This is a genomic window from Ferrimonas sp. YFM (assembly GCF_030296015.1).
Taxonomy (GTDB): domain Bacteria; phylum Pseudomonadota; class Gammaproteobacteria; order Enterobacterales; family Shewanellaceae; genus Ferrimonas.
In genome coordinates this window covers 1,658,804-1,680,575 of record NZ_AP027368.1, presented here as the reverse complement: position 1 = coordinate 1,680,575, position 21,772 = coordinate 1,658,804, and the positions used below count along the sequence as shown (strand labels likewise).

Annotated in this window: 20 protein-coding genes; 12 read left to right on the top strand and 8 right to left on the bottom strand. The window is 57.8% G+C overall.

Features of this window, described 5'->3' with window-relative positions; translation table 11 throughout:
* Nucleotides 1–109 precede the first annotated feature (109 nt).
* From pflB to QUE41_RS07845, 7 genes are all read left to right on the top strand, one after another.
* Nucleotides 110–2,392, top strand: coding sequence for a formate C-acetyltransferase (pflB, locus tag QUE41_RS07875; protein WP_286342326.1), 2,283 nt, complete (start codon nucleotides 110–112; stop codon nucleotides 2,390–2,392).
* A gap of 176 nt (nucleotides 2,393–2,568) precedes the next feature.
* On the top strand, nucleotides 2,569–3,726 hold the full coding sequence (locus QUE41_RS07870) for an MdtL family multidrug efflux MFS transporter (RefSeq protein ID WP_286342325.1): 1,158 nt from the start codon (nucleotides 2,569–2,571) through the stop codon (nucleotides 3,724–3,726).
* The gene (gene yidZ / locus QUE41_RS07865; RefSeq protein WP_286342324.1) at nucleotides 3,727–4,713 is read left to right on the top strand and encodes an HTH-type transcriptional regulator YidZ; all 987 of its coding nucleotides are present in this window, start codon (nucleotides 3,727–3,729) and stop codon (nucleotides 4,711–4,713) included. It abuts the gene before it with no gap.
* A gap of 396 nt (nucleotides 4,714–5,109) precedes the next feature.
* Nucleotides 5,110–5,322, top strand: a complete 213-nt coding sequence (gene cspE, locus QUE41_RS07860) for a transcription antiterminator/RNA stability regulator CspE (protein WP_286342323.1) — start codon at nucleotides 5,110–5,112, stop codon at nucleotides 5,320–5,322.
* Between the two features lie 234 nt (nucleotides 5,323–5,556).
* A complete protein-coding gene (locus QUE41_RS07855) occupies nucleotides 5,557–6,102 on the top strand; it encodes a Crp/Fnr family transcriptional regulator (protein ID WP_286342322.1) in 546 nt (181 codons plus the stop codon).
* 64 nt (nucleotides 6,103–6,166) lie between these two features.
* Complete coding sequence (locus QUE41_RS07850; protein WP_286342321.1) at nucleotides 6,167–6,781, top strand: NAD(P)H-dependent oxidoreductase; 615 nt, start codon at nucleotides 6,167–6,169, stop codon at nucleotides 6,779–6,781.
* Between the two features lie 36 nt (nucleotides 6,782–6,817).
* Entirely contained in the window at nucleotides 6,818–9,142 is a 2,325-nt protein-coding gene (locus QUE41_RS07845; RefSeq protein WP_286342320.1) for an OmcA/MtrC family decaheme c-type cytochrome, read from the top strand.
* Nucleotides 9,143–9,199: 57 nt separating this feature from the next.
* On the opposite strand, the gene QUE41_RS07840 is transcribed toward QUE41_RS07845, so the two are convergent.
* A complete protein-coding gene (locus QUE41_RS07840; protein ID WP_286342319.1) occupies nucleotides 9,200–9,580 on the bottom strand; it encodes a winged helix-turn-helix transcriptional regulator in 381 nt (126 codons plus the stop codon).
* A gap of 99 nt (nucleotides 9,581–9,679) precedes the next feature.
* Between QUE41_RS07840 and nfsB the strand changes: the two genes are divergently transcribed.
* Nucleotides 9,680–10,336 (top strand): oxygen-insensitive NAD(P)H nitroreductase, encoded by a 657-nt coding sequence (gene nfsB, locus QUE41_RS07835; protein ID WP_286342318.1) that lies wholly within the window; start codon nucleotides 9,680–9,682, stop codon nucleotides 10,334–10,336.
* A 43-nt stretch (nucleotides 10,337–10,379) separates the two neighbouring features.
* Here nfsB and QUE41_RS07830 read toward each other — a convergent pair whose 3' ends face one another.
* From QUE41_RS07830 to QUE41_RS07815, 4 genes are all read right to left on the bottom strand, one after another.
* Nucleotides 10,380–11,561: an iron-containing alcohol dehydrogenase gene (locus QUE41_RS07830; RefSeq protein ID WP_286342317.1), complete on the bottom strand. Its 1,182-nt coding sequence runs from the start codon at nucleotides 11,559–11,561 to the stop codon at nucleotides 10,380–10,382.
* A gap of 89 nt (nucleotides 11,562–11,650) precedes the next feature.
* A complete protein-coding gene (locus tag QUE41_RS07825) occupies nucleotides 11,651–12,343 on the bottom strand; it encodes an SDR family NAD(P)-dependent oxidoreductase (RefSeq protein WP_286342316.1) in 693 nt (230 codons plus the stop codon).
* A 91-nt stretch (nucleotides 12,344–12,434) separates the two neighbouring features.
* A complete protein-coding gene (locus QUE41_RS07820; RefSeq protein ID WP_286342315.1) occupies nucleotides 12,435–12,776 on the bottom strand; it encodes a nuclear transport factor 2 family protein in 342 nt (113 codons plus the stop codon).
* On the bottom strand, nucleotides 12,763–13,008 hold the full coding sequence (locus QUE41_RS07815; protein WP_286342314.1) for a hypothetical protein: 246 nt from the start codon (nucleotides 13,006–13,008) through the stop codon (nucleotides 12,763–12,765). The genes QUE41_RS07820 and QUE41_RS07815 overlap by 14 nt, the downstream gene beginning before the upstream one ends.
* A 389-nt stretch (nucleotides 13,009–13,397) precedes the next feature.
* Here QUE41_RS07815 and QUE41_RS07810 point away from each other — a divergent pair, with 389 nt between their 5' ends.
* From QUE41_RS07810 to QUE41_RS07800, 3 genes are all read left to right on the top strand, one after another.
* Nucleotides 13,398–14,414: an FAD:protein FMN transferase gene (locus QUE41_RS07810; RefSeq protein WP_286342313.1), complete on the top strand. Its 1,017-nt coding sequence runs from the start codon at nucleotides 13,398–13,400 to the stop codon at nucleotides 14,412–14,414.
* A gap of 17 nt (nucleotides 14,415–14,431) precedes the next feature.
* The gene (locus QUE41_RS07805; RefSeq protein ID WP_286342312.1) at nucleotides 14,432–15,610 is read left to right on the top strand and encodes a hypothetical protein; all 1,179 of its coding nucleotides are present in this window, start codon (nucleotides 14,432–14,434) and stop codon (nucleotides 15,608–15,610) included.
* A gap of 122 nt (nucleotides 15,611–15,732) precedes the next feature.
* Complete coding sequence (locus QUE41_RS07800; protein WP_286342311.1) at nucleotides 15,733–16,680, top strand: LysR substrate-binding domain-containing protein; 948 nt, start codon at nucleotides 15,733–15,735, stop codon at nucleotides 16,678–16,680.
* Nucleotides 16,681–16,689: 9 nt separating this feature from the next.
* On the opposite strand, the gene QUE41_RS07795 is transcribed toward QUE41_RS07800, so the two are convergent.
* Together QUE41_RS07795 and QUE41_RS07790 are read right to left on the bottom strand one after the other, a co-directional pair.
* Nucleotides 16,690–18,597 (bottom strand): monovalent cation:proton antiporter-2 (CPA2) family protein, encoded by a 1,908-nt coding sequence (locus QUE41_RS07795; protein WP_286342310.1) that lies wholly within the window; start codon nucleotides 18,595–18,597, stop codon nucleotides 16,690–16,692.
* Nucleotides 18,594–19,202, bottom strand: a complete 609-nt coding sequence (locus tag QUE41_RS07790) for an NAD(P)H-dependent oxidoreductase (RefSeq protein WP_286342309.1) — start codon at nucleotides 19,200–19,202, stop codon at nucleotides 18,594–18,596. The genes QUE41_RS07795 and QUE41_RS07790 overlap by 4 nt, the downstream gene beginning before the upstream one ends.
* Nucleotides 19,203–19,404: 202 nt before the next feature.
* Between QUE41_RS07790 and QUE41_RS07785 the strand changes: the two genes are divergently transcribed.
* Nucleotides 19,405–20,982 (top strand): BCCT family transporter, encoded by a 1,578-nt coding sequence (locus QUE41_RS07785; protein WP_286342308.1) that lies wholly within the window; start codon nucleotides 19,405–19,407, stop codon nucleotides 20,980–20,982.
* Between the two features lie 65 nt (nucleotides 20,983–21,047).
* Here QUE41_RS07785 and QUE41_RS07780 read toward each other — a convergent pair whose 3' ends face one another.
* Nucleotides 21,048–21,770, bottom strand: coding sequence for a 3'-5' exonuclease (locus tag QUE41_RS07780; RefSeq protein WP_286342307.1), 723 nt, complete (start codon nucleotides 21,768–21,770; stop codon nucleotides 21,048–21,050).
* Nucleotides 21,771–21,772: the final 2 nt, after the last annotated feature.

Below are 21,772 nucleotides of genomic sequence, written 5' to 3'. Positions count from 1 at the left end.
GCCTTCTAACAAAGGCAGGTGCCTGGATACTAACTTCGCCATAGAGCGGCCCCTATTCCTGTCGTGTTTGGCGAGGCTTTTATTCACATTCTATCTAAGGCTAACGTCTATGAGTGAAAATACCGCCCAATTTGCAAAGGCCTGGGAAGGCTTTGTTGCAGGTGACTGGAAATCCGAAGTTAACGTACGTGACTTCATCCAGAAGAACTACACCCCCTATGAAGGCGATGAGTCCTTCCTGGCGGGCTCCACCCCAGCGACTGACGAGCTGTGGGCCAAGGTAATGGAAGGTGTTCGTCAAGAGAACGCCACCCACGCCCCCGTAGATTTCGACACCTCCAAAGTTTCCACCATCACCTCTCACGACGCCGGTTACATCAACAAGGATCTGGAAAAGATCGTTGGTCTGCAAACCGAAGCGCCTCTGAAGCGTGCCATCATCCCCAACGGCGGTATCCGCATGGTTGAGGGCTCCTGCAAGGCCTACGGCCGCGAGCTGGATCCTGTGACCAAGGCGATCTACACCGACTACCGTAAGACTCACAACGCCGGCGTTTTCGATGTTTACACTCCAGACATCCTGCGTTGCCGTAAGTCCGGTGTGATCACCGGTCTGCCAGATGCCTACGGCCGTGGCCGTATCATCGGTGACTACCGTCGTGTTGCCCTGTACGGCATCGACTTCCTGATGCAGGACAAGCTGAACCAGTTCCACAGCCTGCAGCAGGAGCTGGAGCAAGGTGGCAAGCTGGAAGACACTCTGCGTCTGCGCGAAGAGATCGCCGAGCAGCACCGCGCCCTGGGCCAAATCAAAGAGATGGCGGCCAAATACGGCTGTGACATCTCCAAGCCTGCCGAAACCGCTCAGGAGGCGATTCAAGCCACCTACTTCGGTTACCTGGCGGCCATCAAGTCTCAGAACGGCGCTGCCATGTCTCTGGGCCGTACCTCCACCTTCCTGGACATCTACGTTGAGCGTGACCTGAAAGCGGGCCTGATCACCGAGTCCCAAGCTCAGGAGATGGTAGACCACTTCATCATGAAGCTGCGTATGGTTCGCTTCCTGCGTACTCCTGATTACGATCAACTGTTCTCCGGCGACCCAATCTGGGCCACCGAGTCCATGGCCGGTATGAGCCTGGACGGCCGTACTCTGGTTACCAAGAGCAGCTTCCGCTACCTGAACACCCTGTACACCATGGGCCCAAGCCCAGAGCCGAACATCACCGTTCTGTGGTCTGAGCACCTGCCAGAAGGCTTCAAGAAGTACTGCGCCAAAGTATCCATCGATACTTCCTCCATCCAGTACGAAAACGATGACCTGATGCGTAAGGACTTCGAGTCTGACGACTACGCCATCGCCTGCTGTGTATCCCCACAGGTTCTGGGTAAGCACATGCAGTTCTTCGGCGCCCGTGCCAACCTGGCCAAGACCCTGCTGTATGCAATCAACGGCGGCGTGGACGAGATCTCCAAGGCTCAGGTCGGCCCCAAGATGGACGCCATCACCGACGACGTTCTGGACTACGACACCGTTTACGCCAACCTGGACACCCTGATGGACTGGCTGGCCAAGCAGTACGTCACCGCCCTGAACTGCATCCACTACATGCACGACAAGTACTCCTATGAGGCGTCTCTGCTGGCTCTGATGGATCGCGACGTTGAGCGCACCATGGCTTGCGGTATCGCCGGCCTGTCCATCGCAGCGGATTCCCTGGCGGCCATCAAGTACGCCCAGGTGAAACCTGTACGCGACGAAGACGGCATCGCCACCGACTTCGCCATCGAGGGTGACTATCCTAAGTTCGGTAACAACGACAAGCGCGTGGACGAGATCGCCTGCGAACTGGTTGAGAGCTTCATGCAGAAGATCCGTTCTCTGAAGACCTACCGTAACTCCACCCCGACTCAGTCCATCCTAACCATCACCTCCAACGTGGTGTACGGCAAGAAGACGGGTAACACCCCTGACGGCCGTCGTGCCGGTCAGCCTTTCGCCCCCGGTGCCAACCCCATGCACGGCCGTGATGAGTCCGGTGCGGTCGCGTCCCTGACCTCCGTGGCCAAGCTGCCCTTCGCCCACGCGAAAGACGGTATCTCCTACACCTTCTCCATCGTACCCGGCGCCCTGGGTAAGGATGAAGACGGTCGCCGCGGCAACCTGGCTGCCCTGATGGATGGCTACTTCAAAAACACCCAGGCTCGCGAAGGCGGCCAGCACCTGAACGTCAACGTGATGAACCGCGAGATGCTGCTGGATGCCGTTGAGAACCCTGAGAAGTACCCTCAGCTGACCATCCGCGTTTCCGGTTACGCCGTACGCTTCAACGCTCTGACCAAAGAGCAGCAGCAGGACGTCATCACCCGTACCTTCACTGAGTCCATGTAATTACCCCTGGGTAGTTCACTCCAGTGACAGCAAGGGCGGCCTCAGGGCCGCCCTTTTCTTTTCCTCGCCAGACACACCCTTTTCCATTTAGGACAACACTAATGTCCTAAGGGTCGCTGGGCTCACGCCGATGCCGCCAGTTAGATTGTGGTCACTCTCTACGACTGGAATGCCCCATGAACCCCATGCTGCTCTGCTGCTTCGCCCTGGTCCTGCTCTACCCTCTGGGGGTCGACCTCTACCTTATTGCGGTTCCCGACATCAGCGCCGATCTGGGTGCCTCCAGCGCTCAGTTACACTACGCCTTCTCTCTCTACCTGGCTGGAATGGCCTCCACCATGATCCTCGGTGGCATTCTGGCTGACCGCCTGGGTCGACGCCCCGTGGCCCTGTGGGGCGCCGCCCTGTTCCTTATCGCCTCACTACTGGCGATGATGAGCGACACCACCTTACAATTCCTGCTCGCCCGTTTCGGTCAGGGGGTTGGCGCCGGTTTTGCCTACGTCACCTGTTTTGCCGTCATGCGTGACACCCTGGACGACGGCAAACGCACCAGGATAATGAGCATGATCAACGGCATCATCTGCATCCTACCGGTCACCGCCCCGGTACTGGGGCATTTCATCTTGCTGCACCATCCCTGGCGCGTGCTGTTTCTGCTGATGGCGACTCTGGCCACCACCATCTTCCTGCTCTGCCTGAAACGGCTCCCGGAAACCCGCCCCGGCCAGCAGATCACTCCCAGTTCGCCCAGGCAGCTGTTCGGCCATCCGCTGTTTGTCAGCCGCCTGATCATTGGCACCCTGGCCACCGCAGTGATCCTCAGTTTCGTGGAAAACTCTCCCCTAATCCTGATCACCGAACTTGGCATAAGTAAAGGGGAGTACTCCCTGGTGATGTCCTCCACCGCCCTTATCAGCATGACCTCGGCTTTTATGACTCCAAAGCTGCTGAGACTCTGGGGTGAGAGCCGGGTGCTGAGCCTGGCACAGGGGATGTTCCTGGTGGCCGGGGTGCTGCTGGCAGCCCCTCACAACGCCCTTTCTCTCTATCTGGGGTTCGCGGCCATCTGCAGCGGCTTCTCCATGGGCTTTGGCATCGCCACCAGTCAGGCGCTCTCTCCCTGCAGGGAAAGCGCCGGGCTGGCTTCTTCGGTCCTGGGCGTAAGCCAGGTCGCGGGCTCAGCCTGTTACATCTGGGTCATGGGCCTTATTGGCACTCCGCCCATGGTCAACCTGCTGGCCATCCTGTTTGTCGCCGGCGTCATAAACCTTATACTGATCCATCGCACCCGCTCAGCGACACACCTTGAACTCTCCCGGGACACTGCCTAGATGACTCCGCCCCTGAACCGACTGGACCTCAACCTGCTGATCACCCTGAAACTGCTGCTACAGGAGCGCAGCGTCAGCAAGGCAGCCAAGCGATTGTCAGTCACCCCGTCGGCGGTCAGTAAGTCCCTCAATAAACTTCGCGACTGGTTCGATGATCCTCTGTTCACCAATGGGCCCTCGGGCCTATGCCCTACCCCCCTGGCCATGGCGATGGAGGAGGAGCTGGTAAACTGGATGGCCCTCACCAGCCAGCTGGCAGAGCGGCGCAGCGATGAAACCCCAAAGGGGATGCAGTTTCGGCTGATGATTGAGTCGCCCCTGAGCACCCTGGCGTTGCAGCAGCTGCCCAGTCAGATATTGGAGTCCTACCCGGACTCCAGTGCCAAGCTGCTTGACTGGAACTCAGACTCACTGGAGGCGATCGTCAGTGGCGAAGTGGACCTGGGCCTCTCCGGGCGTGAGGTGTATATCCGCTCCAAGGAGTCCATCAACACCCTGCCCTACTATGTGGACCATCAGGTGCTGTTCGATGAGCCCCCTCTGGTGTTCCTGCACCAGGACCATCCGGCCCTCAAACAGAATTGGGATCTGGAGACCTTTCTCTCCTTTCCCCACATCAACGTCACCTGGGAGGGGCGGGACCTATGGGCCCTGGATGACAAACTGGCCGAGATGGGGCTGAGTCGAAACATCTCCCTGTGGCTGTCTCAGTTCACCCAGTCTCTGCTGATGGCCGAAGGCTCCACGCAATTGATGGCCACGGCGCCCGCCTACTGCCGCGCCTACGCCAGCCGGTTCCATCCGGAACTCACCTGGCGTCCCATTCCCTTGCCTCAGGAACCACTAAGCGAGTTGAGCGTTCCTCTGACCCTGATCTGGCATAAGAGAAACAACCATAACCCCAAGCTGCTCTGGCTCAGGCAGCAGGTCTGTCAGCTGGTGCAACTGTGGTACACCGACTGCTCCCAGAGATTTGATGGGAAATAACCGGCCTGATGCCAAACAACTTATTGCTTTATTTTCAAAGAATTAGCTAAAGCATGACACCCCCTTCCACAGGATCAGGGGCTGCGGATTCGGCCCCGCCCTGCAACCAGCTCAAGTCACAAACGAACGTCGTTTTAGTATTACTTTTCATAAGGTTAAGCTATTGAGGAGTGCCGCCTTCGAAAAAGCTTTACTTCCCGGGTATTAGACCTCATACTTTGCGCCTCTCTGACTATCAGAGTTATTAATGACAGCTCGAGTAAAAGACAAGCCTTCAGAACACCTTCATTGTTGTTTTGGTCCTAAGTGTTTCCCTTAACTTCATAGTCATCTTTAGTAATTCAAGTCAGTGAATTGAAATTGTAAAGTTTTTATCCAATTTAAGAGGGACACATTATGTCTAACAAAACAACTGGTCAGGTAAAGTGGTTCAACGACGAGAAAGGCTTTGGCTTCATCGCTCCTGACAACGGTGGCTCCGACGTGTTTGTACACTTCCGCTCCATCGCTTCCGACGGCTTCAAGAGCCTGTCCGAAGGCCAGAAGGTTTCCTTCGATGTAGAGCAAGGCCAAAAGGGCCCTCAAGCTGCTAACGTAGTAGTGCTCTAATATCGATTGTGGCGCAGGTGAGTATCTCATCTGCGCCCATTCTTCCCTTTCAGTCTACCTCCCTCACCAAACCCGCACCCTCACTTTATATACCGCGCCCCACTAAACCTATTACCCTCGTCTTTAAAACCCTTATAAAATCTGCCACCCTTAGTCTTAGGCAGGTCAGCTTGACTTAATCCTACGACGACTCTAGGATTCGAAAATATTCGCCTACAGCTCCGGAATCCTCATATGGACTCAGTCCAGGTTATTTGGAACGCCCTTAAGCCCAAGTCCATCCATCTCGACTTGGAAAAATCGACTCCATTAATAAAAGAGGGCGAGCAGGCAAAATACCTCTACTTCATTGAGAAAGGCTGCCTGAGATCCTGGTTTAATCACAACGGCAAAGATGTCTCTTTTCAATTCTTCCTGCCCAATCAGTTTGTCTCCTCATTCGAAAGCCTTATCTATGACAGTCCCAGTCCCTATACCCTGGAGAGCGTCACCAGCGCCACGGTGCACAGGGTCAGCAAGCAAGACCTTCATGCTATGATGGCATCCAGGCCCGAACTCAAAGAGGCGATGTTCAAGCTCACCTGCGACCGGCTCAGGCACTATCAACACCTGTTTCTCTCCCGCATCAAAGACACCCCGGAGCAGCGCTATCTGGCGCTGATATCGGACGCCCCGGAACTGCTGAAACTGGTGCCACAGAAGCATCTGGCCTCCTATCTGGGCATCACACCCGTCTCTCTTAGCAGAATTCGATCCCGGCAACAGTCGCAATTAACATAGGTTATCGTCGCCTCAAAGACTCATGACCTAACATGGCGCCATTCCAGTCAAAACGGAGTGGGCCATGCGTGTTCTGGTCGTCTACAACCACCCATACCAAGGCAGTTTCTGTCACGCCATTCTCTCATCGGTCACCCAGGGGCTCACCCGCGGCGGCCATCAGGTTGACCTGATCAACCTGGATAAAGACGGCTTCGATCCCGTCCTTAGGGAGAAGGATCTCAAAGCCTTTATCACCGCATCAAAAGATCTCAACGCCGCTTACTCGCTGCTGGACGAACAGGTACTGGATTATAAGTCCCGGCTGGAACAGGCCGAGCATCTGGTATTTATCTTCCCCATCTGGTGGGAGTTAATGCCGGCACTCACCAAGGGGTTCATCGACAAGGTGATATTTCCCGGCATTGCCTATGACTATATTTCATCGGGAAATGGCATGGTGTCTCGTTTACCCGGTTTGAAAGGGGTCACCATGATCACCACCATGAACACCCCCTCCATCGCTTATCGCCTTCTTTTTGGTAACGCCATAAAAAAAGCGCTATTGATGGGCACGTTTTGGAAGATAGGCATCAAAAACAGACACTGGATGAATCTCGCCATGGTGAAATTCTCCAAAGAGAGTAAACGGCTTAAGTGGCTAAATAATTTGGAGGATAAATTCAAAAATCTGAAATAACACCAAAAACAAGATCAATAATATTCAGGACAAATGATGATGAACCAATACAGTAGAACAACCCTGACCGTGGCCCTGATGATGGCGATGGCACTGGGGGGCTGCAGCGACGGCGATGATGGCCAAAATGGCCAGGATGGCAAAGACGGCAACAATGGAAAACCTGGCTTGGATGCCAACAGCTACACCACCACAGCCGAGGCCCATAACCACATCCAGTTTCAGCTGGAAGCCGCCGATCTGCAGATGAAACCCGGAGCGCCATTCTCCCTGAAATTCAGGGTCACCGGGAAAAACCTCAAGGGAGACAACGTGCCCTTCTCCGGGCTGGACAGCCTGGCGGTCTACACCGCCAGCCAGATAGACAACCCCGACGACATTGGGCCCGACCTGCTCTGGCGAAACCCGATGATCGCCGAAGGTAAAGGTTACTATCTGATGTGCTCTGAAACCGGCACATTCCACTATATGGGGCGGGAGTTCGATGCCTGCACCCTGACCGAAGATGACGATCAGCCCGGCAGCTACCTGGGGACCTGGGAACACCAGGGCACGGCCCCCATCATCAGCGACCAGTGGGACCCGAATGCCCTGCAGCGGGTGCTGCTGCGCGCCTTCAATGTGGTCAATGCCCAAGGCGAACCCCTGACCGACAAGGTTCTCTCCCAGACCTTCGACTTTGTACCCGCCAGCGGTGATGCCGCCCACTCCCTCAAGGACAGCGTCTCCAGTGCCGCCTGCCAGCAGTGTCACGGTGAGGACGATGGCATCATCAATGGCCTCAAGGCCCATGAGAATTACCAGAACGTCGAGAACTGCGTGCTCTGCCACAACTTCAGCATCGCCCAGACCGATGCCATCAACCTCAAAGGGGACAAGGATGGCAAGGTGAAAGGCTGGAACCCGGACTGGCCCGCCATGGTGCACAGGCTGCACTGGGCGCAGAACCTGACCGGTGAAGCGGCGCAAAACTTCGGCCGCATCGGCTATCCCCAGAAAGTGGCAGAGTGCCAAACCTGTCATGACAATGGCGACAGCTGGCTGACCCCAACGGTCTCCGCCTGCGAAGCCTGTCACCCTGGCTTCAAGCAGGACACTGCCCTGAGTTTCGACCACAGTGGCCTCAACGATGACCTGATGTGCGACCAATGCCATAACGACGGCGCCATCAAGTCAGTCCACAAGGTAGGCGACATTGATGCCGGTAAACAGGCGGTTGCCCTGACCCTGGACAGCGTTGTGCTGGACGATGTAAACACCCTGACCCTCACCTATCAGACCCAGGGACTGTTCCCCGGCCTGGACCTTGGCGACTACTATGCGGTGAAGAAACTGGGCGCCCACCACGGCGCCGAACTGACTCTGACCGAAGTGAAAAGCGATGGACTGGCCGATCTGCACAGTCATCTTGGTGTGGCTACCGACGGCGTTCTGGTCAATGCCGAGCAAAAGCTGGTGCTGACTGTGGCCAACGCCGGCGACTGGCGAGGCAAAACCGCCCTCATCGCCCCTCACTTCGCCCTGTGCACCGACGGTGACAAGCTGGTGAAGCACGACATGGACAAACTGGCCAACGCCAGGGGGTACTACACCCCCATCTGCCCAGACGGCGCCACCATCTCCCCCATGCAAATGGCGGTGGACGTAGTACTGATTGGCGGTGCGCCGGGCCAGCAGGCCAACACACTGCAGAGCGCCAACGCCGAACAGATGACGGTGGACACCGCCAAGTGCAACGCCTGTCATGATGAGCTGTCACTGCCGAAGATGCCCTATGGCCTGACCGATCTGGCCCAGTGTTCTCAGTGTCACAATGCCAGCGCCGCCGGTTCTTACCACGGTTCAGTGATGGATTATGTCACTCAGGCCGATGGCTCTCTCAAGGCGGTGGAAACCCCGGCTCAATACCACAACCGCGATCTGGTGACCGTGGTCCACCGTGTCCACTCAGGCGCCGGCTCCTCGATGGATGGAGAAGGGCTGTTCCTCAAGGAGGGCAAACTCCAGGGATACCCCGAGTCTCAGCAGCGCTGCAGCGCCTGTCACAAGGCGGAGAGCGGTTTCTTCCAGCCCAATGGCCAGCTGACCTCGGGCAAGGAGTCCATGGAGATCGAGTATCCTGCTTTCTCGGGAAACCACTACCACATCTCGCCGGTGGCGGAATCCTGTCGCGGTTGTCACACCCACAACACCGAGGCCGCCCTGGCGCACTTCCAGTCCAATGGCGCAGTCATCACCGGCGATCTCAACACCGCGCCGCTCAGTGGCGCCGAATCCTGCGCCGTCTGTCATGGCGACGGTAAGGCTCAGGACATCAAGGCGGTTCATGGCACCCGGGATGTTCTGCAAGCTCATCACTGACTTCCGCCCCAACCCCAAAAGCGCCCTTGCGGGCGCTTTTTTATTGCCATCCAACCATTAGTCGGCGAGCGCCTCCTGCTGCTGACGCTCTAGCAGAATAGGCATGGCGTGCTGCTCTCCCCAATGTTTCAGAGAGAGCAGAATCGGCTCCAGGCTGCGACCGGTTTCAGTGAGGCTGTATTCCACCTTGGGGGGCACTTCAGGGTAAACCTTACGATGCACCAGGCCGTAGGATTCCAGCTCACGCAGCTGCTTGGTCAGCATTCTCTGGGTAATGCACCCCACCCGGCGTTTGAGCTCATTGAACCTCAAGGTCCCATCCAGCAGATGATAAAGGATCATCCCTTTCCCCTTGCCACTGAACAGCTCCAGAGTCGCTTCCACCGGACAACCCTTGCCCTGATAGGAGGAGTATCTTGTGCGTTTTACAGTATCCATTTTGTGCCTATAGCACATTTCTGTGCGTACTTGTTTAAAAGGAATGTATCCCTATTATACACAGCATACGCCAACCTATGATGCTGTTAGGAGCTTTCCATGAATCTGAAAGAGATTGTCCAGTCCCGCTACTCCACCAAGGAGTTTGATGGCAGTCAAACCATCCCCGCCGAGCTGTTTGACCAGGTAAAGGCGCTGCTGCGCTTCAGCCCATCCAGCGTCAACTCCCAACCCTGGCACTTTGTGATTGCCGACTCCGAAGAGGGTCGTCACCGCATCGCCAAGGGCACCCAGGGCTTCTTCGCCTTCAACGAGGCCAAGGTACTGAACGCCTCCCACGTCATCGTGTTCTGTGCCAAAACCGGAATCGACGATGACTACACCCAGCACCTGCTGAACACCGAAGAGCGCGATGGCCGTTTTGCCGAACCAGAGCATAAAGAGATGGTGCACATGGGCCGCTCCGCCTTCGTGAACATTCACCGCTTCGATCTGAAAGATGCCCAGCACTGGATGGAGAAGCAGCTCTATCTGAATATGGGCACCGTATTGTTGGGCGCCGCAGCGCTGGGCATCGATGCCCTGCCTATTGAAGGTCTGGATACCAAGGTGCTGAACGAGGAGTTTGGTCTGCTGGAGAAGGGCTACACCGCCGTCGCCATGGTGGCCCTGGGTTACCGCAAAGAGGGCGACTTTAACGCCGCCCTGCCCAAGTCCCGCCTGCCGGAGACCGAGATCTTTACTCAGCTAAGCTGAAGCAAGAGATGCGAAGGGGGCCTGATGGCCCCCTTTATGTCCACTACTGGCGATAGGCAGTCTGATAGATCGCCAACGCCTGGGCTTTACCTATGCTGGAGAGAATCCCCAGCTCACCATTTTCCGTGGCCTTCTCCGCCAGATATTCCAATCTCTCCTCCTCGACACCGGCCGCCTCCAGGCTGACCGGCATGCCAATGGTCCGGTAGTACTGAATCAAGGCATCGATGCCGGCCTCGAACGCCGCCCGCTCATCCTTTTGCTTAACATCGAACACGTTACGGGCAAAACGGGCAAACACCGCCAGGGCATCGGGATTGGCCTCAACCGTATGACGCATCCAGGCCGGTGTCAGCAACGCCAGGGTTACCCCATGGGTCATGTCGTAGAGGCTGGACAGCTCATGGCCCAGATAGTGAATGGGAAACTTGAATCCCGGCTTACCCAGCAGCAGCTGAAAACCGGACAGCGCCATGGAACTGGCCCACATGATGTTGGCCCTGGCGTCATAATCTTCCGGATTGGCCAGAATACGGGGCCCGTGCTCCAGCACCACCTTCATCAGTCCCTCATTCATCCTGTCCTGCACATCGGCGCCGGACTCTGGGGTGAAATACTGCTCCATCAAATGGCAGAGGATGTCGGCGCAACCGGCCATGGAGTGAAGCGCCGGCACGGTGAAGGTGTATGCGGGGTCCAGAATGGAGAACCTGGGGTTGAGCTCAGGGTGCATGATCACCAGCTTCTTGTTGTCCTCTCCGGCAGTGATGACGCCTCCGGCGTCCATCTCCGAACCGGTACCCGCCATGGTGAGTATGGTGCCCAGAGGCGCAGGGCTGTTGATCGCAGCGACTCCGGTCAACAGATCCAGAACCGGCCCCGAGTAACTGACCCCCGCGGCGATCGCCTTGGCAGCATCCAGAGTCGAGCCGCCCCCCACGGCCAGGATGAAGTCACAGCCATGCTGACGATACAGAGAGATGCCCTCCTCGACACTCTCGATTCTGGGATTGGGCTTGATGCCAGACAGCTCGACATGGGCGATCCCCTCCTTGTCAAACTCGGCCAGCACTTCGTCTAAGATGCCATTGCGCTTGATGGAACCGCCGCCGTAGGCCAGCAACACCTTGCTGCCGCCGAACTCTCTAACGGCACTGCCCAGATTAGCCACCTGCCCCCGGCCAAAGTAAGCCCGGGTGGGGATGGAATAGATAAAGTTGTCCATAGATACCTCTTAGTGTTCCCGCCCATTCATCACCAAACGACTGGGCACTGAATCTCTTGATGTGGTCATGTGCCGCCTGAGCGAAGTCCCTACCAGTCGATAACCTCTTTATCCCGAAAGAACTGGCCGGAGGGCCCATCATCGTCCAGCAGCGCCAACCAGATGGCCGTCTGCGCCCCCTGCTCTGCGGAACGGGTCGCCATCTCTCCGCCCATACGAGTGCGAACCCAGCCTGGGCAGAGCGCGTTGACTTTGACGTTAGTGGGATAGCTGTTGGCTGCCACCTTGGTGACGGCGTTCAGGGCAGCCTTACTGATGGAGTAGGCGGCGGGTCCGGTCAAACCATCGGAAAACGCCCCCCAGCCCGAAGACAGATTGACGATACGCCCATAGCCTCGCCGGGCCATGGCATTGCCAAAGTGCTGAGTCAATTGCATCGCCGCCATAGCATTCACCTGCATGGAGCTCATCAGGTGTTGGAACTCCACCGACGCAAAATCGCCCTCCTCCAACACCGCGGCGTTATTCACCAGTATGTCTATCTGTGGATACTCGGCCTCGATGGTCGCCACCTGTCGCTGCAGCTCTGCCGAATCTGAGAGGTTAAGGGCCACCACATTCACGTCCCCTTCCAGGCCCTCTGCCGCTTGTGCGCCAGACGCCAGGTCACGACACCCCAACAACACCTTGATTCCCCGCTGAGCCAATCCATGGACTGTGGCCAAACCTATGCCCCGGTTGCCCCCGGTGACCAGGGCAACCTTCTGTTTTTCGCGTCGCATACTTTTTACCAAGATTATTTTATTCGATAACAAATCCGAGAAATCATTAATACTCCCCCATAGATGAAAGTATCAGGTGAATTCAACTCGATTACTTCTCCGACTGAACGAAGCGATTAAAAAACTGATCGGAGGAATATAGGTCCCCAGAAAAGTTCTGCACCCGGCGGATCTTGCCGTCTTCAATCTGATATAACAGTACCCAGTTAATATCGATGTTCTCTTGCGCTTGACTGCTCCAGCCTCGGTGGGCATCAATCACATAGGTATCGTTGGCCGCCAGTATCATCACTTCGGCGGCAAAGCCGGCCTTACCCAGTTCATGGAAGAACTGCATAAACGCTTCAATGCCTCGCTTGGTGCCCGCCAGCGGATGTCGTCCCGGAATGTGCCACTCCACATCCTCGGCCACGTAGTGCTTAAGCGCTTCCATATCGCCCCTGCCGTAGGCAGAGAAAAAACCCCTGAACCACCTGAAGTGCCTCGCTGTTTTCAGATCCTGGCGCCACTGGATTGGTAGGTTTCGGCCATAAGGCCGGCCGGTTGATCTCCCTGGCGTCGGCGCTGGCATCCGGATTGATGAGCTCGGCGCCGGCCACCGCCGGGGTGGCCATCAATGCGGACAGCAGTGGCAGCAGAATGGTTTTGGAGGTCAATCGCTTCATCCTGTTTCTCCTGAAAATTGGGTTTGAATTTCGGCCGGGTCTTTCAACGCTGTCCTACTATATCCGTCGATTTCGTTCGCTAATAGATGACCAATGCCACAGTGTCCGTTAGGCCACAGCAAACAGCTTGCCCTCTGCTCAGGCCTCAAATCGGCCCCAAAAAGTGCACTGGGTCAGATAGGCGGAATTGGCATATCCATTATCAATCTTACGTATATGTTTACCCAACAATGAGTTAAACATCAGGGGTAAGGTGCAATGTCACACAATGTAAAAACGCCAGTTTCATACAAAGTTTCTCGGCGTTAACTTTTTAAACACGGTTATTTAAGCCAAAAGAAAAAATGCGCCGACAGCTTTATTTATCTCTGATGTTTATTAGCTTCCTAATGACCTCTTATGGGTCTGTGGCGGAACAGCAACACAAGGTTTATCACCTCTATGGGCAAACCATGGGCAACAAGTACGCCATCTCCTGGTCGGCAGCCCCCACTAGCGCCAAAGAGGTCTACCAACTGCACCTGAAGGTGGAAGCCAGGCTGGAGAAGATCAATGCCAGCATGTCGACCTGGCGCAGCGACTCCGAAATCAATGCGGTCAATGAAGCTTCAGCCCGCCACCCCTTGAAGCTCTCCGCTGAGCTGCATCAGGTCATCCGCGAAGCGATGCGCCTGGGGCGCCTTACCGGCGGCGCCCTGGACATCACCATAGCCCCGCTTATCGACCTGTGGGGGTTTGGCCCCTATGGGCTTCCCGGACGAGTGCCCACCCATGAAGAGATCGCCGAAGTGCGAGCTCACACCGGCCTCGACAGCATCACCCTCGACCAAGACGAACTCACCAAAACCCGGGAGCGCACCAGGCTGGATCTGTCGGCCATCGCCAAGGGCTATGGGGTTGATGCCATGGGTCAGTTGCTTCAGGAGAGCGGCATCCACCACTTTCTGGTGGAGATAGGCGGCGAAGTGATGGCCAGGGGCACAAGGGCAGATGGGCGGCCCTGGACTGTGGGCGTGGATAACCCCAGGCCTGCCAGCTATAGCGATACCACCCGCATCGCCCTGAATAACCAGGCTGTGGCCACCTCTGGAGACTATCGGCGCTATTTCGAAAGCCAGGGCACCCGCTTCTCCCACATTATCGATCCCAAAACCGGCAGGGCGGTGCAAACCCAGGTGGTGTCCGCCACCGTCATTGCCCCCAGCTGCACCACGGCTGATGGCCTGGCTACTGCGGCCATGGTAATGGGCGTCAAGGACACCCTGGCCCTGGCGGAGCGGCAGCAACTGGCGGTGATGCTCATCGAAGATCACTTTGGCCAGATCCGGGTTCACCGCAGCCAGGCCTTTAATCAACTTCTTCGGCCCGAGGCCGAGACCAACCGGGCCTCAGTGCCCGAGCTATAACCCGCAGGGAAATAATGATGATGAAACGTAAATTTGCGCTGTCCCTTATCTGCGCCTCCGTAGTGGCTCTCACTGGCTGTGATGACGATGACAAGGTGATCTACAAACCCGACCCGGAAACCCAGGCTCAGCTTGCCGCCCTGGAAAAGGAGAACAGCCAGCTGACCGACGCCAATCAGGCGCTGGAGCAGGAACTGAACGACCTTAAGGACAACCCTCCCATCAAGCCTTATGACTTCGTGACCCAGTGCGCCGCGGCCGGTGTCCACTTCGACTATGTGGACCCCAACGGCGGCGACGCCGAAGTGAAAACCACGGTCTCTCACGCAGCCGCCGCCAACGACGACTGCCTCTCCTGCCACACCTACGATGGCAGTGGTGACACCGGTGTCACGCCGCCTCATGGCGATTACGGCGACTGCGCCACCTGTCACGAAGGCCACGACGGCGGTACTGAGCCTGGCGGCCCAAGTGGCGAGCCGACGGATCCCACCTTCGAGCAACCAGCCTTTGCCTTCGGTGCGGTAGATGGCAAGACCGGCGCCTCCGGCAGCTCTTACTATGGCAGCGGCTCCTACCTGAACGCCCAATGGCTGCAGGCGCAGCTGGATGCCCAGGTGCACAACTTCCGCTGGAAGGAAGCGGCTGAAGGGGAAACCGGAGCCACTGCCCTGGCGGCCGCCTGTGCCATGGACAACCGCCAGCACATGACCGAGATGTTCCCCGATGACGGCAAAGCCTACGTCATCGAACAGAAAGACAACGCCATCGGCGCCAAGCTGGTGGCCACGGTCAACCGCTTCCAGGAGGAGGGGGTCGATGTGGAAACCCCCAACATCGCCACCTTCGGCTTTGGCCTCAAAGAGATTGAGGGCGATTACTACGCCAGCATGTTTATCGGCAAGAACAACACCTGCTACAACATGATCATGAACGGTGAAGCCCGCCTCTCCTACTATGAGTACGACCCCGCCCAGTTCACCAAGACCGGACTGGAAGAGGACAGCCGCAACCGCGGTGCCCGTATCCTGGTAACCACAGACTACACCCGCACCGGCCTGTTCGGTCCTGACTGGGCCACTCCGGTTCCCGGCGCCGGCATTGGCGAAGAATTCAAACCGGAAGATCTCGACTGGAGCCAGGTGGGTGCCTGTAACCTGACCCTGAAGGTGGAAAGCATCATCCCTCTGGGCTGATACCCAATAAGCAACAGGGGCCTTCGGGCCCCTTTTTTGACTCCGGCTTATGTGACCTGGTGCCGGGACAGATCCGACCAGAACACCTAGACTGACCCTACCCCTCCAGACCCAGACTCTCTATGCCAAAAGAACTCAACAAACTGGATTTTTTCACCCTAAGCGTATTGGTCGAGCTGTATGAGCAGCGCAGTGCCACAGTCACCGCCGCCCGACTGCAGAGCACCCAACCCAAGGTCAGCCGGGCGCTGACCACACTGCGGGAGGTGTTCGATGATGAACTGTTTATCCGGCAACAGTACGGTATGGAGCCCAATGGTCTGGCTGAGACCCTCTACCCCATGGCCAAGGCCGTCATCGACAGTTACCAGCCCCTGTCCGACACTCTGGCTCGCCATCGAAGCCGCCTGGAAGAGCTGAATGTGGCGGCTCAGGAGCACATGTGCCCTCTGCTGCTGGAGTGTCTGCATCTGAGCCGGGAGGAGCTGGACCTGAAGCTCACTTTCAATCTTCATCCCTGGTCCACCGAGGTACAGAAACAGCTGAACCAGTCACAGCTGGATTACTGCATCTCCATCAACCCCAGTCCCAGCAACCGGGTGACCCTGCACCCCATCGGCGAGATCAAGCAGTTCTACCTGGTGGCCCGGCGCGATCACCCCATCTTCCAGCAGGATCTGACCCTGGACCGGGCCTTCGACCACCCTGTGGCCCTGCTCAACTACTCCATGAGCGGCATCAGAACCCACAGAATGGAGGCGTTTGCCGAAAAGATTGGGGCACCACTGAAGGTCTCCATGAAGACCACCAACCTGAGCCTGCTGCTGGACCATCTTGAGGCCAGCGACAGCGTGGGGTATCTGGCCTCGGTGCTGATTCAGCAGCCCATCGCCGCCAGAAAGACCCTGCAGGCGCTGGACATCTCCACCTTCTTCGGCAGCCACGTCAAACCCAACCAGAACCGCCCCACCTACCAGCTCTACCTGCAGGCGGGCCACGGCGGTTCACCGGCGTTCACTGAAACCCTGGTGACACACCTGAGAAATCGCATCGCCAGACTCAACCACTGAGCAAGAGGGCTAGCCCTGTTTCTTCCAGTGATCCAGGTAGTTCTTCGGCGGCGGGGTCCAGCTGCGCTCCGCCCTGGAATGGCGCTCGGAGTCCTGACCCCGCATCGCTTCCCCGAGAAGCTCTTCAAGCTGCATGAAGAGATCCCGGTAGTGGGTGCCGAATCTGTCGCCTTCGTCTCCCTGAAGCCAGCTGTCATACAGCAGTTTGTCGTGTTCGCGCTCCACCTCTTCAAACGCCAGCCTGCGCTGCCTGGCTCTGAAAGGGTGATTGCCCAGGGCCACCAAGGTTTCGCTGCCCAGGGCCAGGGCCGAGTGCAGGGTCTCTTTGATCACCACGTCCGCCCCGGCACTGCGCAAGGCATAGAGGTGCCCTCGGTCGTAGGCCCGTGCCAGTACCTTCACCTTGGGGTAGGTCTGTTTCACGTAGTGAACCAGCTCCACCGCCGCTTCCCGCTCGTCGATGGCGACTACCAGGGCCTTGGCCTGCTCGATGCCGGCAGTGTGCAACATGTCCGGACGGGTGGCGTCACCAAAATAGCTCTTCACCCTGATGCTTCTCAGGTTCTCCACCTGGTCCGCCTCATGGTCCAGCACCACGGTAGGAATGCCATTGACCGTCAACATGCGGTTGATGATCTGACCGAAACGCCCTACCCCGGCGATGATCACCGTGCCCTTCTCATCTATGGTGTCCGCTTCCCGCTCATTGCTGCGCTGCTCATAACGGGGCAGGATCACCCGTTCAAACAGGATAAACAGTGCCGGTGTCAGGAACATGGACAGGGCCACCACCAGGGACAGCATCTGCACCAGATCCTGGGACAGCACCTGGTTCTGCTGAGAGTAGCCCAACAGCACGAAACCAAACTCACCGGCCTGGGCCAGACTGAGGGCAAACAGCCAGCGGTCGCTGCCCCGCACCTTGAAGACCCAACCCAGCAGATAGAGGATCACCAGTTTGCCCAGCATCACTGCCGCGGTCAGCGCCAAAACCAGCCCCAACTGTTCCCAGAGCACGCCGAAATTAACGCCGGCGCCCACGGTGATGAAGAACAGTCCAAGCAGCAATCCCTTAAACGGCTCAATGTTGGACTCCAGCTCATGACGGAATTCGGAGTTGGCCAGCACCACGCCGGCCAGGAAGGTGCCCAGAGCGGGAGAGAGCCCCACCAGCCCCATCAAGGCGGCGATGCCGATCACCAACAGCAGCGCCGTGGCAGTAAAGATCTCCCGTAAGCCCGAAGAGGCCACATAACGGAACAGGGGCCGACTGAAGAAGTGACCGGCAGCAATCAGCAGGCCGATGGTGGTGATCACCACCAGGGCATAACCCCAGCCAGGCAACCCGGCCACCAGGCTGATGTCATGACCATGATCCCCCTGACTCGCGCCGGAGATCAGCTCAGGCAGCGCCAACAGGGGAATAAAGGCCAACATGGGGATCACCGCGATGTCCTGCAGCAGCAGCACCGAGAAGGCACTGCGGCCGCCATCGGTATTGCCCAGGTGCTTTTCGCTGAAGGTCTGCAGCACAATGGCGGTGGAGGAGAGGGAGAAGATCATCCCTATGGTCAGGGCGCTCTGCCAGGGCAGGCCGGCATACTGAGCCAGACCCCAGCCCAGGGCAGTACTCAGCACCACCTGAAGTCCCCCCAGGCCGATCAGCCGGTTGCGCATCTCCCACAACATCTTGGGTTGCAACTCCAACCCCACCAGGAACAGCATCATCACCACCCCGAACTCGGCGAAGTGCTGAATGGTCATGGTCTCTTCACCCACCAAACCGGTGATGGGACCAATCACCACACCGGCGATCAGATAACCCAGCACTGAGCCCAGACCCAGGCGCTTGGCCAGAGGAACGGCGATCACCGCCGCCAGCAGATAGATAAAGGCTTGCAGGAAATAGAGAGTCATGACGCCGCCTCCACCAGGTGGTTACTGGTGTGGGTGGCCTCATCGTGATCCCAATCGATCTCTTTGGCCACCAGTTGCCTGAGCATCTGCTGCCACCCCTCCAGGTGACTCGGCAGGCGATCTTCATCCACGGCAGTGCGGGCACCGAACAACATGAAGGGCGGCAGATAGCGCATGCCGGTCAGCAGCGCCGTTTGCTCCAGAGGACGAAACAACTCGCGGATAGTGAAATGGTTGTAGCCCTGCTCCCGGTAGGCATGCTGCGGGCCGCCGGCACTGGCGGCACAGACAAAGCCCTTACCCTGCAGGGCGGTGCCGCCTTCACCATAGGCAAAGCCGTGCTCGAGCACCAGGTCCTGCCACTCCTTGAGGATCGACGGGGTGGAGTACCAATACACCGGAAACATGAACACCAACACGTCATGATCCAGCAGCCGCTTTTGCTCTCGGTCCACATCGATTCTCATGTCCGGGTACTCATGATAGAGGTCTACCGTGGTCACCCCTTCCACCTGACGGGTCGCCCGCAGCATCTTTGCGTTGATCTCAGAACGGTGTACAGAGGGGTGGGCAAACAGCACCAACACAGAAGGCTTATCACTCATAACGCCTATAGCTCCTTGTGTTTTTTCAGATAACTTCCCACAGATCGCACCATAATCCCAGCCAGAAATGACTGAAATAGTTTTGTGATCCTGGCGGTGTAAGAGGACGGCTCCTACTGTTACACTGTCGCGTTTTAACCGCCGTTAGCGATTTTCCAAAAGTAACCTCAGGAGAGATCGCAACCCAACTAGGGAGGAAGGTTTGACCAAAGGCATAGATAAATACAGCATCGACAGCACTGACTACACAATAGGTCAGGATAACGTTCAAAAGTGGGGCATCGACGTCCACAATCCGGTTTTCGGCATCAGCGCCGGCCTGATCATCCTCTTTCTCATCGGTACTCTCGTTACCGACGCCGCCACCGCAAAAGCCGCACTCGACGGAATCAAATGGAAGATCATCAACAACTTCGACGGACTCTTTATCTGGTCCGGTAACATCTTCGTGATCTTCTGTTTGGCTCTGGTTGTCTCCCCCTTCGGCAAGATTCGCCTGGGCGGTGACAATGCGGAAGCGGACTTCTCTTTCCTCTCCTGGCTGGCCATGCTCTTCGCCGCCGGGATGGGCATCGGCCTGATGTTCTGGAGCGTGGCAGAGCCGGTGGCCTACTTCACCGGCTGGTATGAAACCCCACTGGGTGTAGAACCCAACACCCCGGAAGCGGCCAGACTGGCCCTGGGTGCCACCATGTTCCACTGGGGTCTGCACCCCTGGGCCATCTATGGCGTGGTCGCCCTGTCTCTGGCGTTCTTCACCTACAACAAGGGACTGCCCCTCTCCATGCGGGCCATCTTCTACCCACTGCTGGGGGACCGCACCTGGGGCTGGCCCGGTCACATCGTCGACATCCTGGCGGTGGTGGCCACCCTGTTCGGTCTGGCCACCTCCCTGGGCCTGGGCGCCCAACAGGCCGCCAGCGGCATCAACCATGTCTTCGGCATCGACGGCGGCATGGGACTGCAGATCCTGGTGATCGCCGTAGTCACCATGTTGGCGGTGGTGTCCGTCTACCGGGGCATCGAAGGCGGCGTTAAGCTGCTGTCCAACATCAACATGCTGCTGGCCCTGCTGCTGGTGGTGGTCGTCGCCCTGCTGGGCTTCGGCGTAGTGCTGGGTGCCATTCCCACCACCCTGATGGCTTACCTGGAAAACCTGGTGCCCCTGAGTAACCCCCATGGCCGCCCCGACGAAGCCTGGATGCACGGCTGGACCGTGTTCTACTGGGCCTGGTGGATCTCCTGGTCGCCTTTCGTCGGCATGTTTATCGCCCGGGTCTCCAAAGGCCGTACCGTGCGCGAGTTCATCGTAGCGGTGCTGATCGTGCCGACTCTGGTGACTCTGATCTGGATGTCTGTGTTTGGCGGCCTGGCCCTGGATCAGGTGGTCAATCAGGTCGGCGTCCTGGGTACCAACGGCCTGCGTGAAGTGCCCCTGGCGATGTTCGAGATGTTTGAGAGCCTGCCAATGAGCGACCTGCTCTCCGTGGTGGCGATCATCCTGGTAATGGTGTTCTTCATCACCTCCTCCGATTCCGGCTCCCTGGTGATCGACAGCATCACCGCCGGCGGCAAGGTGGATGCCCCTGTGGTTCAGCGCATCTTCTGGGCCTTCATCGAAGGGGCCATCGCCGCAGCCCTGCTGTGGATTGGCGGCACCGAGTCCATCCAGGCACTGCAGGCGGGCGCCATCTCCACCGCCCTGCCCTTCACGGTGATCCTGCTGATGATGTGCGTCAGCTTGGTGATGGGGATGCGCACCGAATCGCGCTTCCGCTAACACCTGACGACAAGCAGAAACACAAGAGGCGCATCATGCGCCTCTTTTCATTTCCGCCATCGGCATCAATCCCAGATCTCTGAGATGGGCGTCTGGGGAGAGAGATGATAAGCCACCTGGGCCTGAAACAGCTCAGCAGTGGCGATAGCATCGGTGAGCGCGTGGTGAGGCTGGTACACCGGCAGGCCATAGCGCTGGCGGCAGGCACCGAGGCGCACCGAAGGTGCCTTCTTGCCCACCAGGCGATTCCAGCGACTGCCCATCTGATGCTGCAATATGGTCTGCTCCAGCTCCATGGTGTCCACCAGAGGAAACTGCACCCCCTCCCCCAATCGGGTTTTCAGTGCCTGATCGAGAAAAGGACGCTCAATCTGCTTGAAGTGCACCACGGGAATGGCGCCTCCCAGGGCCTCCAGCAGAGGGGCTATCATCTTGGTAAAGTCCGGGGCCTCATCCACGTCGCTGTGAGTGATGCCGTGGATCACCACCGACTCGTCGTTAAGGGGGCGCTCCGGCTGCACCAGGAACTGGCCCGCCTGGCGGCAGTAGACCCGGTTCAGATCAAAGGGCACCCACCCCGCAGAAACGATGGCGTCACGCTCGGGATTCAGCCCCGTGGTCTCAAAGTCCAGAGCCACAAAGGGCACCTGTGACAGGGGCGTCTCCGGCGCCACCAACCCCTTGTCATAGAAGCGCTTCAGCCTGGGATCCCGGGCCTGGCCGCTGGCCTGGTCAAACAGAGCCACCCAGTCGTTGTGGCGTTTTCGGCGTTTCCACCAATCAAACATTG